Source organism: Pseudarthrobacter sp. B4EP4b (assembly GCF_006680095.1).
GTDB lineage: Bacteria > Actinomycetota > Actinomycetes > Actinomycetales > Micrococcaceae > Arthrobacter.
Genome location: NZ_VHIJ01000012.1, coordinates 76,999 through 90,616 on the forward strand (window position 1 = coordinate 76,999; position 13,618 = coordinate 90,616).

General features: G+C 66.0%; 15 protein-coding genes. 2 read left to right on the forward strand and 13 right to left on the reverse strand.

Annotated features, from left to right (window positions below; genetic code table 11):
• Positions 1-232: 232 nt before the first annotated feature.
• The 7 genes from FNL14_RS04985 to FNL14_RS05015 form a co-directional block, all read right to left on the reverse strand.
• Positions 233-1,564: an HRDC domain-containing protein gene (locus FNL14_RS04985; RefSeq protein ID WP_142058145.1), complete on the reverse strand. Its 1,332-nt coding sequence runs from the start codon at positions 1,562-1,564 to the stop codon at positions 233-235.
• Positions 1,565-1,653: 89 nt separating this feature from the next.
• Positions 1,654-2,304: a DUF3000 domain-containing protein gene (locus tag FNL14_RS04990; RefSeq protein ID WP_142058147.1), complete on the reverse strand. Its 651-nt coding sequence runs from the start codon at positions 2,302-2,304 to the stop codon at positions 1,654-1,656.
• 58 nt (positions 2,305-2,362) lie between these two features.
• Positions 2,363-3,460 (reverse strand): low specificity L-threonine aldolase, encoded by a 1,098-nt coding sequence (locus FNL14_RS04995; protein ID WP_142058200.1) that lies wholly within the window; start codon positions 3,458-3,460, stop codon positions 2,363-2,365.
• Between the two features lie 44 nt (positions 3,461-3,504).
• A complete protein-coding gene (locus FNL14_RS05000) occupies positions 3,505-4,290 on the reverse strand; it encodes an SDR family oxidoreductase (RefSeq protein ID WP_255470701.1) in 786 nt (261 codons plus the stop codon).
• Positions 4,287-5,654, reverse strand: coding sequence for a DUF6421 family protein (locus FNL14_RS05005; RefSeq protein WP_142058149.1), 1,368 nt, complete (start codon positions 5,652-5,654; stop codon positions 4,287-4,289). Before FNL14_RS05005 ends, FNL14_RS05000 begins: the two co-directional genes overlap by 4 nt.
• A gap of 141 nt (positions 5,655-5,795) precedes the next feature.
• Entirely contained in the window at positions 5,796-6,314 is a 519-nt protein-coding gene (gene msrB / locus FNL14_RS05010) for a peptide-methionine (R)-S-oxide reductase MsrB (protein WP_142058151.1), read from the reverse strand.
• Positions 6,315-6,328: 14 nt separating this feature from the next.
• Positions 6,329-6,820, reverse strand: coding sequence for a hypothetical protein (locus FNL14_RS05015; protein WP_142058153.1), 492 nt, complete (start codon positions 6,818-6,820; stop codon positions 6,329-6,331).
• A gap of 133 nt (positions 6,821-6,953) precedes the next feature.
• Here FNL14_RS05015 and FNL14_RS05020 point away from each other — a divergent pair, with 133 nt between their 5' ends.
• Entirely contained in the window at positions 6,954-8,255 is a 1,302-nt protein-coding gene (locus FNL14_RS05020; protein ID WP_255470702.1) for a S9 family peptidase, read from the forward strand.
• Here FNL14_RS05020 and FNL14_RS05025 read toward each other — a convergent pair.
• From FNL14_RS05025 to FNL14_RS05040, 4 genes are all read right to left on the reverse strand, one after another.
• The gene (locus FNL14_RS05025; protein WP_142058155.1) at positions 8,252-8,446 is read right to left on the reverse strand and encodes a hypothetical protein; all 195 of its coding nucleotides are present in this window, start codon (positions 8,444-8,446) and stop codon (positions 8,252-8,254) included. The genes FNL14_RS05020 and FNL14_RS05025 overlap by 4 nt on opposite strands.
• Before the next feature lie 98 nt (positions 8,447-8,544).
• Positions 8,545-9,051 carry a Cys-tRNA(Pro) deacylase gene (ybaK, locus tag FNL14_RS05030; RefSeq protein ID WP_142058157.1) on the reverse strand — a complete coding sequence of 169 codons (507 nt, stop codon included), beginning with the start codon at positions 9,049-9,051 and terminating at the stop codon, positions 8,545-8,547.
• 17 nt (positions 9,052-9,068) lie between these two features.
• Entirely contained in the window at positions 9,069-9,527 is a 459-nt protein-coding gene (locus FNL14_RS05035) for a SufE family protein (protein WP_142058159.1), read from the reverse strand.
• A gap of 39 nt (positions 9,528-9,566) precedes the next feature.
• Complete coding sequence (locus FNL14_RS05040; protein ID WP_142058207.1) at positions 9,567-10,490, reverse strand: sulfurtransferase; 924 nt, start codon at positions 10,488-10,490, stop codon at positions 9,567-9,569.
• Between the two features lie 215 nt (positions 10,491-10,705).
• Between FNL14_RS05040 and zapE the strand changes: the two genes are divergently transcribed.
• Positions 10,706-11,743 (forward strand): cell division protein ZapE, encoded by a 1,038-nt coding sequence (gene zapE, locus FNL14_RS05045; RefSeq protein WP_142058161.1) that lies wholly within the window; start codon positions 10,706-10,708, stop codon positions 11,741-11,743.
• On the opposite strand, the gene FNL14_RS05050 is transcribed toward zapE, so the two are convergent.
• Both FNL14_RS05050 and FNL14_RS05055 read right to left on the reverse strand, forming a co-directional pair.
• Positions 11,740-12,963, reverse strand: coding sequence for a benzoate/H(+) symporter BenE family transporter (locus FNL14_RS05050; protein WP_142058163.1), 1,224 nt, complete (start codon positions 12,961-12,963; stop codon positions 11,740-11,742). The genes zapE and FNL14_RS05050 overlap by 4 nt on opposite strands.
• Before the next feature lie 164 nt (positions 12,964-13,127).
• Positions 13,128-13,382, reverse strand: coding sequence for an antitoxin (locus tag FNL14_RS05055; RefSeq protein ID WP_142058166.1), 255 nt, complete (start codon positions 13,380-13,382; stop codon positions 13,128-13,130).
• Positions 13,383-13,618 lie beyond the last annotated feature (236 nt).

The following is a 13,618-nucleotide window of genomic DNA, read 5'->3' on the forward strand; positions in this document are numbered from 1 at the left end:
AAGCGGCAAGGCCCTCACAGGGGACGCTCTCTCACTTAATGCGGCTCACAGCCCAACGCTCCATCACTTACCGCTGGAAAAACCCAAACGCTCCATCACTTACCGCTGGAAAAACCGGAACGCTCCATCACTCTCTTCAGGAGAGTGATAGAGCGTTCCGGTTTAAGGCGCATCAAGTGATGGAGCGTCGGGGAAAAACGAGCGTTAAGTAAGGTAAGGAGCGTCGGGGCTGCTACCCGGCTGCGGCCACGTCCGGCTTGGGTTCCTTGGCCGGAAGCGGCTGCGGGTGGAGGAACGCATCGGTAATCAGGGGCGCTGCCAGTTCAACCTGCCACTCGCGGGCACCCAACGCCCGGAGCTCGGCAGCGATGGAGGACTCACTGGTCTCCGCCGGGGGCCGCCACGCTACCCGGCGCAAATAATCCGGGGTCAGGAGGTTCTCCAGCGGGAGCTTCAGCTGGTCGGCCTTCTCCTGCAGCATGGGCCTTGCTGTGGCGAGCCGTGCGGCGGCTTCGGGGTCCCGGTCAGCCCAGACCCGGGGAGGCGGCGGGGCATTGGTGGCCAGGTGCAGCGGGGGGAGTTCTTCCAGGTCCCGGGCTGTGGCAATGCAGCGCAGCCAGCGGGGAGCTTCGCGCTGGGCTGCCCTGCCGTGGAAGCCCTTGGTTCCCAGCAGCTGGGGCACAGTGGACGGCATGGCCTTGGCTGCGGCAACAAGCGCAGAATCGGGGATCAGCCGGCCGGGCGCGACGTCCCTCTTTTGGGCCAGGGAATCGCGTTCCAGCCACAGCTCCCGGACAGCGGCCAACTGCCGCCGGTCGCGGATCTGGTGCAGGCCGGAGGTTTTCCGCCAGGGGTCGACGCGGGCCGGAGGCAGTCCGGCAGCCAGGATGGCGGCGAACTCCTGTTCCGCATACTCGAGCTTGCCGTCCGCTTCGAGGAGCTCGATGAGTTCTTCCCGCAGTTCGGTGAGGACCTCCACGTCGAGGGCGGCGTACCGCAGCCACGGCTCGGGAAGGGGTCTGGTGGACCAGTCTGCCGCGGAGTGCTCCTTGGCGAGTCCGAAACCCAGCAGCTGTTCGATGACGGCGGCTAGTCCCACCCGGGGCAGGCCGGCCAGCCGGGCAGCCAGTTCGGTGTCGAAGAGCTTGTCCGGCCACATGCCCAGCTCGTGCAGGCAGGGCAGGTCCTGGCTGGCGGCGTGCAGGATCCACTCCACGCCGCGCAGGGCCTCGTTGATGACGTCCAGGTTGTCGAAGGGTTCAGGGTCGATCAACCAGGTCCCGGCACCTTCGCGGCGGATCTGGACCAGGAACGCGCGCTGTCCGTAGCGGAAGCCGGAGGCACGTTCGGCGTCCACGCCGGCCGGTCCGGTGCCCGCGGCGATGGCGGCTGCGCACCGCTCCAGCCCGGCCTGCGTTTCGATGACCAGCGGAACGCCGTCGCGGGGCGAATCGAGTTCAATGATCTGGGGGATGGGGGCGTCGAAGCCCTCCACCGTGATGTGGGGTGCGGTATCAGCAGCCGGGACGCCGGCCGTGGTGTTTTCCGGAATGTTAGGGGTCATGATGCCTTCAGTTTACCGGCCGGCCGTTTCCGGGCTGACGCCGAGACCCCTCCGGGCTTTCGTCCGGAATTCGCCGCACGCCACCGGCGCTAGTTCCGGCGCCGCTGCGGCAGCGGGGTGACGCCGTCCGGAAGCGGCGGCAGGCCGGCGAAGGTGCACACCATGTCGGACCAGGCTTCGAGGTGGGCGGTGACATCGGAGGTGGCGGGAGTCCAGGAGGCGCGGAGTTCAATGTCGATGGACCCCGGCCTGTCCGCCAGCGTTCCAAAGCTTTCGGAGAGGACCCGGGTGGCCGTGCCGCCGGCGGCACGGTAGGGGGCCTTGTGGTTTTCGAGCGCCTCCACCAGCCAGGTCCAGGCCACGGTTCCCAGCATTTCGTCGTTGCCCATCTCCGGTTCGAGCTGCGCCCGGATGTAGGTGACGATCCGGAACTCGCCGTCCCACACCGCGGAGCCTTCGGGGTCGTGGAGCAGGATAAAACGCCCCGTTGCCAACTCTGCCTCGTCACCGTCCGCTGTTCCCGAGGCAGCAGCCAGCGCCATGGCGGCCGGACCGTGCAGGGGAGTAGTGGCAGTCTTTGGCCCTGGCGCAAGGACTTCAGCACCCAGGGCTACGGCAAAGGGCGCCAGGCGTGCAGGCGCGGGGATCTCCGCCAGGCGGAGTTCCCCGCGGCACCGGGCTTTCCTGAGGGTTCCCAAGGCGTGGAGAAATTCCGGGGGAACCTGGTCAAGTGCGTTCACCTTCGCAGGTTACGCAACCGGGCAGGGGACGGCGGGAAGGCTCGCCGTCGCCGCGCGACTAGCTCGCCGTGCTGCCGCGGTAAGCGTGAAGCTCATGCCTGATGGCATCGGCAAAGGCATCGATATCCTCCTCGGTGGTATCGAACGAACACATCCAGCGCACCTCCCGGGCGGCCTCGTCCCAGTCGTAGAAACGGAAGGACTGCCGCAGCCGGTCGGCCACGCCCTCGGGAAGGATGGCAAAAACGCCGTTCGACTCGGTCTTCTGCGTGGGCTGCACGCCGTCAATGGTGTCGACGGCGGCCCGCAGCCTGGCTGCCATCGCATTGGCATGCGAGGCGGAGCGCAGCCACAGGTCGCCTTCCAGGAGGGCGATGAACTGCGCGGACATAAAGCGCATCTTGGACGCCAGCTGCATGTTCATCTTGCGCAGGTACACCAGCCCGTGCGCAGCCTCGGGGTTCAGTGCAACCACCACTTCGCCGAACAGCAGCCCGTTTTTGGTGCCGCCGAAGGAGAGGATGTCCACGCCGGCGTCGCGGGTGAATGCCCGCAGCCGCACCTGGAGGTGGGCGGCCGCGTTCGCCAGCCGGGCGCCATCCATATGGAGCTTCATTCCCTTGGCATGGATGTGGTTGGCGATGGCCCGGACTTCTTCCGGCGTGTAGCAGGTGCCCAGTTCGGTGGTCTGGGTGATGGAGACGGCGAGCGGCTGGGCGCGGTGCTCGTCGCCCCAGCCCCAGGCCTCACGGTCGATCAGTTCAGGCGTGAGCTTGCCGTCCGGGGTGGGGACGTGCAGGAGCTTGATGCCGCCGATGCGTTCCGGCGCGCCGTTTTCATCCATGTTGATGTGGGCGGTGGACGCGCACACCACCGCACCCCAACGGGGAAGCAGCGACTGCAGGGACAGGACATTGGCGCCGGTGCCGTTGAAGACCGGGAAGCTCTCGATGCCGGGGCCGAAGTGGCCTTCCAGCACCTCCTGCAGCCTGGCCGTGTACTCGTCTTCGCCATAGGACACCTGGTGGCCGTCATTGGCGGCGGCCAGGGCCGCGAGGACTTCCGGATGGACGCCGGAATAGTTGTCCGAGGCGAACCCTCGGACGTTGGGATCGTGCAGCCGGATCCCGGCGGCAGTTTCTGCTGTTGTGGTCATGGCTTTGGTCACGCTTTCAGTCTAGGTTTCGCCGGGCTGTGCCGTCAGGGCGCAAGCCGGAGCCTTGTGCCGTTCAGCTGGTCCGCGGATGCGTCGAAGAGGCCGACGACGGCACGGGCAAGGTCTTCCACGTCCGTGGCGCCGGGGAAGCTGCGTTCCGGGTGGCTGCGGCGCATCGCGTCGTCCACCAGCGCTTTGACGACCAGGACGACGGCGGCCGGTCCGGTGCCGTTGTCCGCGCCTGGACGGTCGGCGGCTGCCCGGCGGAAACCATCCGCCATAGCCATGGTCCAGGCCTCCGCCGCTGCCTTGGCGGCGACATAGCTGGCCGTGGCCGCTGCCGGTTTTTCCACGGCGGTGGAGGACACCATGGCGAAGCGGCCGCGGCGCGACGCGGCAATGTCGTCGTAGAACACCCGAGACACGTTCCGGAGCGTGGTGATGGCGCCGCGTTCCAGGAAGTCCCAGTCCTCATCGGTCTGGTCGTTGATGCCTTTGGCTCCGCGCCAGCCGCCCACCAGGTGGATCACGGCATCAACGGTACCGGCGTTCCCGTTTCCGCCGGCCGCGCCCACGTCCTTCCTCAACTGCCTCACGTCCGCCAAAGCGGCGAGATCGCACACAAGTCCCGTGACGCCGTCGCCTGCCTGTTGCGCTGCCGCTTCGATCCTCGCCTGGTCCGAGCCCACGGTGATCACACGGTGGCCGGCGTCGTGCAGCGCGCGTGCGACGGCGATGCCGGACGCGCCGCTGCCGCCGGTCACCAGGATGTTGAGCCGGGGTACGTCCGCCACCGGCGCTGTTTGAGCTGTTGCCGGTTCCTCCGTCACAGCGCGGAGGCTCCAGTGATTCCGGCGGTGGATTCGATCACGGGGCGCATTTTCTTCTCCAGTGCTTCGTAGAACATGGACAGCGGGAACTCGTCGTCAAGCACCTGGTCCGTCAGGCCGCGCGGGGGGCCGGCCAGCGCCAGCCCTTCCGGTCCCTTGGCCCAGGCTGATGCCGGGTTAGGAGTAACGGTAGCGGAGATGAGCTTGTATGCGGCGAGCCAGTGAGCGGTTTTCGGCCGGTCGATGGAACGCCAGTACAGCTCGTCGATGCTTGCTCCCAGGGCGATGACGGCGTCGGCCACTTCGTCCCAGTCGATGGTGAGCCGCGTGTCAGTCCAGTGCAGGACGTGCTGCTGGTGCAGCCAGGCGAACAGCAGCTGGCCGCCGAGTCCGTCATAGTTGCGGACGCGGCTGCCGGTGATCGCAAAGCGGAAGATGCGGTCGAAGATGATGGCGTACTGCACCAGCTTGGCGTGGCGGCGTGCCTCGGGGTCGGCGTCGTCGTCCTTCTCGATCCGGACCGATTCGCGGAAGGCGGTCAGGTCGCAGCGCAGTTCCTCCAGCGAGTACAGGAAGTACGGCATCCGCTGCTTGATCATAAAGGGATCGAAGGGCAGGTCGCCGCGCATGTGGGTGCGGTCGTGGATGAGGTCCCACATCACGAAGGTGGCCTCTGTCAGGTCCTGGTCAGCGAGGAGCTCTGCCGCTCCTTCAGGGAGTTCCAGGCGGGTGGTTTCCGCGGCGGCCTTGAGCACGCGGCGGAAGCGGGCGGCTTCCCGGTCAGCGAAGATGGCGCCCCAGGTGAAGGTGGGGGTTTCGCTGACGGCGACTGTCTCCGGGAACAGTACTGCGGAGTTGGTATCGTAGCCGGCCGTGAAGTCGAGGAAGCGGATGGGAACGAACAGTTTGTTCGAGTACTCCCCGGCTTCGAGGCCTGCGATGAACTCCGGCCAGATCACTTCAATCAGGACGGCCTCAACCAGCCTGTTGCTGCTCCCGTTCTGGGTGTACATGGGGAAGACCACCAGGTGCTGGAGGCCGTCCTGGCGCAGTTCCTGCGGCTGGAAGGCGAGCAGCGAGGACAGGAAATCGGGGATGGCGAAGCCCTTGGCTTCCCAGGCGGCGAAATCCGCGCAGACCGAATCCAGGTAGTCGGCATCGTGCGGGAAGGCGGGGGCCAGGGCGCGGACCGCATCAACGATGCTGCTGACATACAACGATGCCTCGGCATGGTTTGCGGGGTCGGGAATGGAGCCGTCCTTCACCTGCAGCAGCTGGATGGCCGTGGCGGCCGCCTTGAGCCTGGTCCAGTCCTGGTTTTCCGCGGAAATACCGGTGGAAGCGGTGATCAGTGTTTCGGTCATCGTCGGCGCCTTTCTGGTTGCTTGCTATCTATGGCGAGCGTAACAAGCAACCAGCAGGACTAATCTGAAAAGCAGCCTAGCCTAAGAAAAGCTTTTCCTTCAGGCCGTAGGACCAAGGAGAAGGTCCAGCCTTTCCTGATCTCAGGCTTCCGATACTGGCCCGCTGGCCTGCGGCTCTTCGCGCGGAACGAGCTTCAGGGAGACGGAATTGATGCAGTACCGCTGGTCCGTGGGTGTGGGGTAGCCCTCGCCGTCGAACACGTGCCCCAGGTGGGAATCACAGGTGGCGCAGCGCACCTCCACGCGCTCCATGCCGAGGGTGCGGTCGTGGATGTAGCGGACGGTGCCTTCTGCCAGCGGTGCGAAGAAGGAGGGCCACCCGCAGTGGGAATCAAATTTCTCGTTGCTGGTAAACAGTTCCGCCCCGCACGCCCGGCACTGGTAGACGCCGGCAGTATGGGTGTCCCAGTATTCACCCGTGAATGGACGCTCGGTGCCGGCCTGGCGGAGTACGTGGTATTCCTCCGGCGTGAGCTCCTGCCGCCACTGTGCATCGGTCTTCTGGACGCCGGGCTCGGCGGCGGGGGACTCGGCAGCCGGATCTGCGTCCTTGTTTCCGAAGAGGTTCTTTCCCAGGATGTTGTTTCCGAAGATGCTCATAGCCTTCTCAACGCTCAGGAGTCGCCGATAAATCCCGAACCTGCATACAGGTGCAGGACGGGCAGGCCCAGCTGGTCCTGGGCCTTGTTCGCCCAGTCAGTATGGAACGTGTCCGCCACGGCGTGCGGCCGGGTGACCACCACGGCCTGGGAGGCACCGCTTTCCTTCACTTTGGCTACCAGGCCCTGCACCGCGCCGCCGTCGACAACTTCTCCCGTGACGCCCGCGCCGAGCCCCGCCAGCGCTGCCAGCGACACTGCGAGGGTCTCCGCCGCCTGCGCCCGCTCGGAGGCAGGATCCGGGGCATGGGATGTCAGTTCGCGGAATGCCTTGGCGATGTCCAGCATGGAAAGGTTCTCAAGGAAGTCCACCAGCAGATGGCGTTCGGTATTGGCCGGAACCAGGACCAGGAGCCGCGTGTCTCCTCCGTCCACGAGACGCTCGATGTTCAGGCGGTCGTCCGCGCCCAGGGGTTCTTCGGTCAGGATGACGATGGGATCACTCATGGCCTTAGCCTAGTCCCGCCCAAGGTGCGCCCGCACTGGTTCAGGGGTCTGCCGGGTTCAGGGATGTGCAGGGCCGTTGCGTCCCCGGGCGGCAAATACGGCCTGCCGGTGCCGGGGCGGTAAGAATAGTTCCATGGCACTTTTCCAGCGCAGCAGCCCCGCACCCCTCCTGAATACCAAGGATGCCGGCACCGGCCTGTCGTTGCGGACCAAATGGGCCATCGGCGGGGCTATCGGCGGAGGTGCGCTGGCCGGGCTGCTGGCCACGGGATCGTCAGCGCTCGCCGTGTACTTTGCTCGCCGCGTCATCACCCCCGCGCGCCAGCGGGCGGCAAACCAGGAAGTGCTGGCCGTGATCCGGGACGGCAACGGGCAGCAGGTGATCATGGCAGCCAATGAGGACACCACCGTTGACGGCGTGTACGGGTTCTTTTTCGACGGCGGCAAGGGGCACGCCCGGATCGGCCGCATCGTTTCCTATTCACCGGCTGAGCGCACGGTGTCCCGCGAGGTGGAAGCGGTCTACGCAGGGGACCTCACCAAAGCGCGCTGGGGCTGGTGGAGCGGGGCCCTCTACCCGGACCCGGCCGCCGTCGGGATCCCTGCCGAAGACGTCATGATCGAGGTGGACCGCGGGCAGGCGCCGGCCTGGCTGGTCCGTGCCGGCGGGACGGCGCGGACCTGGGCGGTGATGGTCCATGGACGCGGCGCCACACGGCAGGAGGCCCTGCGCGCCGTCGGGCCCGCGCTGGAGCTGGGACTGACCAGTCTGGTGGTGTCCTACCGCAATGACGGGCTGGCGCCGTCCGCCGACGACGGTCGTTACGGCCTGGGGTCCACGGAGTGGCGCGATATCGAGGCGGCCATTGAGTATGCCTTGGCGAACGGGGCCGAGGAGATTGTGCTGTTCGGCTGGTCCATGGGCGGCGCCATCTGCCTGCAGACTGCGGATCTGTCCCGCTACCGTCATTTGATCCGGGCCATGGTGCTGGATGCGCCCGTCATTGACTGGGTGACCGTGCTGGCCCACCACGCCCAGCTGAACAAAATTCCGTCACTGGTGGGGCGGTACGGGCAGCTCATGCTGGGGCACCCGCTGGGCCGGCGGCTCACCGGGCTGTCCGCACCGGTGGACCTCAAGGCGATGGACTGGGTGTCGCGGGCAGTTGAACTTCGGACGCCCACCTTGATCATCCACAGCGTGGACGATGAGTATGTGCCCTACGGCCCGTCCGCGCTGCTGGCAGAACGCAATCCGGAAATGGTCACCTTCGAGGCCTTCAACCATGCCCGGCATACCAAGGAGTGGAATGTTGATCCGGAGCGCTGGGAGCGCGTGGTCAAGGCGTGGCTGCGCAAACAGCTGGCGCCCCGCCTGAATCCGGGTGCAGCCCGGCAGGGACGCGATGCTGCACTGGGCGGGGAACGCGCCTAGAAATCGCTGGTGGGTATGTCCGGACGGGTGGCATGCGGGTGGTCGCGGTCCGACAGCCGTTCCGACCACATGGTGCCGTGCCGGTCCACTTTTCCGCAGTTCACGCAGTGGCGGCTGAAATTGCCGTCAGCGTCCTCTTGGGCCAGCCAGTGGTGTCCCAGGTTGATCTTGCACAGCAGGGCCTTGAGCATGGCGTTGCTCCTGAAAACGGCGGCCCCGGCAGCTAACGGGACTGATGGATGGTGCCGTAATTATATGCCTGTGGCACCTGGTTCAGTCTCCCCTTTTTCTAGTCCTTCGAAGCCTGCACCGAGCTGATGGGCGCGGTGACGGCGTGGGTGAGATGGATCAGGTCCGCGGGTGCCAGCTCGATGTCCAGGCCCCGTTTGCCGCCCGAAACCAGCAACGTCTCCAGCGCCAGGGCGCTGTGGTCCAGGACTGTAGGGGAGGGAAGCCGCTGGCCGAGCGGGGAGATGCCGCCAAGGACGTATCCGGTGCGCCGCTGGGCGGCAGCAGGGTCCGCCATCGCCGCCTTCTTGGCTCCCATGGCGGCTGCGAACGCTTTGAGGTCGAGTGTGCCGCTGACCGGCACGATCCCCACCGCCAGCTTCCCTTCGACCTCCACCATCAGCGTTTTGAAGACCTTTCCAGGTTCGATTCCCAGCGCCTGGGCAGCTTCGGCGCCGTAACTTGCGGCGGCGGGATCGTGATCGTAGGGATGCAGCACAAAGGGAACCCCGGCGGCCGCCAGTACGGCGGTGGCCGGAGTTCCCTGTGATGCGTTTTTGCGTGCCATCGGTTCCGGGCGGACTGCTAGGAGCGCACAGCCGTGGAAGCGGCAACCTTGCGCTTGATCCTTCCCAGCATTGCGGTCATTCCGCGCATCCGCAGCGGCGTGATGGCGCGGGTCAGGCCCAGCAGTTCGGGCATGTCATCCGGGACCGAAAGGATCTCCTCGGCGGACAACCCGTCCAGGCCTTCATGCAGCACACCGGCAAAACCCCGCGTAGTGGGAGCCTCTGCGGGAGCCTTGAAGAAGAGCCGGACGGCGCCGGCCGGGCCGCGGCCCTTTTCCGTCTCGATGGTCAGGAACAGCGGGGACTGGCATTCCACCACCTGTTCGAGCAGTTCGGGATGGTCCTTCAGGCGCTCGGGCAGTTCCGGCAGGCCCTGCGAGAACTCGAGCAGCAGTTGCAGCCGCTCGGGCTCCGTCAGGGCCTGGAAGTCGTCCACAATGGCCGCAAGGGCGGTGGGGAGTGCTTGAGTAGTCATCAATTCCAAGTTTACGCAGGATCCACAGGGGAGGCGGCGTCAGGCTCCGACGGCGACGGGAAAGGACCCGCGCTCGGCGCCCTTGACGATGGGCACGCGCACGGCGTTGCCCCACTCGGTCCAGGAACCGTCGTAGTTGCGGACGGTTTCGAAGCCCAGGAGGTACTTCAGGGCGAACCAGGTGTGGCTGGAACGCTCGCCGATGCGGCAGTAGGCCACAACGTCGTCGCCTTCGGCCAGGCCGGCCTCGCCCAGGTAGAGGGCGTCGAGTTCCTCACGGCTGCGGAAAGTTCCGTCCGGCGCGGCCGCCCGGGCCCATGGAATGGAGGCAGCTGTAGGAATGTGGCCGCCGCGCAGCGCGCCCTCCTCGGGGTAGGCCGGCATGTGGGTGCGCTGGCCGGTGTATTCCTCGGGGGAGCGGACGTCGATCAGGGGCTTGCCCAGGTGGGCCAGCACATCTTCCTTGAAAGCGCGGATCGGAGCATCGTCGCGCTCAACAACCGGGTAGTCGCCCCGTGCCGGTGCAGGCCGGTCTGTGGTCAGTTCCCTGCCCTCGGCGATCCACTTGTCCCGGCCGCCGTCGAGCAGCCGCACATCCTGGTGTCCGAAGAGGGTGAAGACCCACAGCGCGTAGGCAGCCCACCAGTTGGATTTGTCGCCGTAGATCACCACGGTGCTGTCGCGGGAGATGCCTTTCGACGCCGCCAGCTCGGCGAAAGCGGCGCCATCGACGTAGTCGCGGGTCACTTCGTCATTGAGGTCGGTGTGCCAGTCAATTTTCACGGCGCCCGGGATGTGCCCTGTTTCGTAGAGGAGCACGTCCTCGTCGGACTCCACTACTACCAGCTGGCCGCTGGTCACGGCACCGTTTTCGACGGCGGCTGCAAGCCACTCAGTGGAGACCAGGCGCTCCGGGTGGGCGTAGGCTGCAAACTTTTCGTTCTGTTCAACCGGGTAGGACATGGCGTTGCCTTTCATCGAGAGCACGGGTAATCCGCGGGACCGGTGTTGGGACCTGCTCCCACACTAGCCAGCGCCCCAAGTGATGTCCGTATTCCGTTAACAGGAGGAAATGTTGCCTTCATCACGCATCCGCCAAGTGTGGCCGGCGCCACCGGGAGCGGCAGTACATTGCCGGTATCCTTTCTGGGGACCAACCACCAGCAGAACGGACCACCTTGGTACAGATCGAACAGCTTGCCGCCCGAACCCCCTCGGTATCGGTGGATGAGCTCCTCAAGGGTTTCTATCCTTCACCGCGGTTCGGCCAGGTGTCATTTGCAAGCTACCGCCCCGATCCCAAGCAGCCCAGCCAGGCGCACGCAGTACACGCCCTGCAGGGTTTTGCCGGAGGAGTTGGGTCCAGTGACGGGGGTGGCCTGTTCAAGAAGCTGTTCGGCAAAAAGGACACGTCCCGCGCCGGCATCTATCTGGACGGCGGCTTCGGTGTGGGCAAGACGCACCTGCTGGCCTCGCTGTGGCACGCTTCGCCCGGGCCCAAGGCCTTCGGCACGTTCGTGGAATACACCAACCTGGTGGGGGCGCTCTCCTTCCGCAAGACTGTGGAGGCGCTAAGCGGTTACAAACTCGTCTGCATCGACGAATTCGAGCTCGACGATCCGGGCGATACCGTGCTGATGTCGCGGCTGATGCGTGAACTCGCGGACGCCGGTGTGAAGCTTGCCGCCACGTCCAACACCCTGCCGGGCTCACTAGGTGACGGCAGGTTCGCCGCAGTGGACTTCCAGCGTGAAATCCAGGTGCTCGCGGACCAGTTCGACGTGGTCCGCATTGACGGCGAGGACTTCCGCCACCGCGGGCTTCCGGCAGCTCCGGCCCCCTTGAAGAACAGCGAACTGTCCGCCCATATGAAAGCCGAGTTCGATGGCAAGACGGTGGCGCAGGATGAGTTCAGCACCCTGATCGCCCACCTGGCCGGGGTGCACCCCAGCCGCTACCGCCAGCTGATCGACGGCATCGACGGCGTGGTGTGGCGGAACGTGGGAACCATTACCGAGCAGGCGGTGGCGCTTCGCTTTGTGGTGCTGGCTGACCGGCTCTACGACAAGGATGTGCCTATCCTCGCCAGCGGGGTTCCGTTCGACAAGCTGTTCACCGAGGAAATGATGACCGGGGGCTACATGAAGAAGTACTTCCGCGCCGTCTCCCGCCTCACCGCACTGGCCCGCGAAGGCCAGAACCACGAGCCCTCCTAGCTTGAAGCCGGTGGCCGGCGCGGACTGAGTACCGCCCGCACTGCCAGGCCAACGGCCAGCGCCCAAAACGCGGAGCCGACGCCGGCAAAGCTCAGCCCCGAGGCTGCCATCAGGAAAGTGACGGCCGGGGCGATCCTGTCCTCCGGGTCCGCCAGGGCCGCCGATACGGAACTTGCCAGCGTGCCCAGGAGCGCCAGGCCCGCCACTGCTTCCAGCATGCCTGGGGGTGCTGCGGCCACCAGGGTGACCAGTGCCGTGGAGAACGCAGCCAGCACAAGGTAGGCAAGTCCGGACGTAAAACCGGCGATCCACCGCCTGCTCCGGTCCGGCCCCGCTTCCTCACCCGCGGCCAGCGCGGCGCTCAGTGCGGCGAGGTTGATGGCGTGGGCGCCGAACGGGGCCGCCAGGGCAGTCCCGGTGCCCGTTATCAGCATGGACGCACGCCACGGGGTTGTGTAGCCGAACGAACGGAGTACGGCCACGCCCGGAACATTCTGGGATGCCATCGTCACCACAAAAAGCGGCAGGGCGATGCCCGCCATCGCCTGCAGGCTGAACGTGGGGGTGGTCCAGTCGAAGGCAGGAAGGACCGTGGTCCCGTTCAGGGACGTGCCGCCCGCCGCCAGGGAAATGCCAATCACCACCAAGGCCACCAGCAGCGCCGCGGGCACTGACCATCGGGGTGCGAACTTCATCATCACCAGCCAGCAGGCAATGACCGGGGCTATGAACAGCGGCACATCGGCCAAGGCTTTGAATGGCGCCAGGCAGAGCTGCAGCAGGACGCCGGCGAGCATCGCCTGCGCCAGTGTTGCCGGGATCTTTGCCATCAGCCGTCCCAGGGCGGGGACCAGGCCTGTCATGGCGATCAGTATCCCTGCGGCAAGGAAGGCGCCGACGGCGGCCGGCCACCCGCCGTCGACCGTTCCTGACGTTGCCAGCAACGCAGCCCCGGGAGTGGACCACGCGAGGGTCACCGGCACTTTTGACCGCCAGGAAAGCCACAACACGCCCACTCCCACCGCCACGGTGAGTGCCAACAGCCCGGAGGCGGCCTGCGCGGGGTCGGCCCCCACTGCCTTCAGCCCGGACAGGACCACGGCGAAAGACGAGGTAAAGCCCACCAGCGCGGTGACGATTCCTGCCACAACCGGCCTGGAATCCAGTGTGGATTGCCTGCCGGGCCGGGGGGTTTTGAGGGAAACGGGGGACTTCGCCATACGGGCAGGTTATCGGGACTGGCTCATCAGCCTTCAATCGGGCCGCAGCGTACAAGCGCCGGCAACCTGTGGCGTGTCCTTAAACGCCAAAGGTGCGGGTGCCGCCTCCCGGCGGGACCCGCACCCCGTTGACGTACTAGGGCAAAGCCCTGGCCAAATCCTGTTTACGGAGCCTTATCAACCGGCGGAACCGGGTTGACCGGCGGGACCTGCTCAGCGGCAGGTGCCGTGCCTGGGTTTCCGTTCTTGTCAATGAGCTTGGAAGCGCCATCCTGGATCTTGTTGACGTGACCGGAGTACTTGCCTCCGGTCTTGGTGTCGACTAAATCGCCGGCCTTGGTGATGCCGTTCTTGATGGCCTGCTCGTTGCCGCGGATGAGACCTTGAGCCTTGCCCTTTAGATCGTCAATCAGTCCCACGAGCACCTCCCTTCAATCGCGGAGCCAGGTCGCTCCTCGCGCCTTCGATCCTAGCCCTGCCAAGGAGGCGTGCCAAGGAAACCAGGCACTTTGGGCGTTCGCCCGGAGCGGATGCAGGAACGCCGGCAGCCAAGCGGGGCATAAAAAAAGCAGCTCCGGGGGAGCTGCTGAGTGTGGGCGATACTGGGATCGAACCAGTGACCTCTTCCGTGTCAGGGAAGCGCGCTACCGCTGCG

Excerpts from the sequence above, each read along its gene's own strand:
- FNL14_RS04985 (WP_142058145.1), bottom strand. The coding sequence starts at position 1,564 with ATGACCCCTAACATTCCGGAAAACACCACGGCCGGCGTCCCGGCTGCT.
- FNL14_RS04995 (WP_142058200.1), bottom strand. The coding sequence starts at position 3,460 with ATGACCACAACAGCAGAAACTGCCGCCGGGATCCGGCTGCACGATCCC.
- FNL14_RS05005 (WP_142058149.1), bottom strand. The coding sequence starts at position 5,654 with ATGACCGAAACACTGATCACCGCTTCCACCGGTATTTCCGCGGAAAAC.
- msrB (WP_142058151.1), bottom strand. The coding sequence starts at position 6,314 with ATGAGCATCTTCGGAAACAACATCCTGGGAAAGAACCTCTTCGGAAAC.
- FNL14_RS05015 (WP_142058153.1), bottom strand. The coding sequence starts at position 6,820 with ATGAGTGATCCCATCGTCATCCTGACCGAAGAACCCCTGGGCGCGGAC.
- FNL14_RS05020 (WP_255470702.1), top strand. The coding sequence starts at position 6,954 with ATGGCACTTTTCCAGCGCAGCAGCCCCGCACCCCTCCTGAATACCAAG.
- FNL14_RS05025 (WP_142058155.1), bottom strand. The coding sequence starts at position 8,446 with ATGCTCAAGGCCCTGCTGTGCAAGATCAACCTGGGACACCACTGGCTG.
- ybaK (WP_142058157.1), bottom strand. The coding sequence starts at position 9,051 with ATGGCACGCAAAAACGCATCACAGGGAACTCCGGCCACCGCCGTACTG.
- FNL14_RS05035 (WP_142058159.1), bottom strand. The coding sequence starts at position 9,527 with ATGACTACTCAAGCACTCCCCACCGCCCTTGCGGCCATTGTGGACGAC.
- FNL14_RS05040 (WP_142058207.1), bottom strand. The coding sequence starts at position 10,490 with ATGTCCTACCCGGTTGAACAGAACGAAAAGTTTGCAGCCTACGCCCAC.
- FNL14_RS05050 (WP_142058163.1), bottom strand. The coding sequence starts at position 12,963 with ATGGCGAAGTCCCCCGTTTCCCTCAAAACCCCCCGGCCCGGCAGGCAA.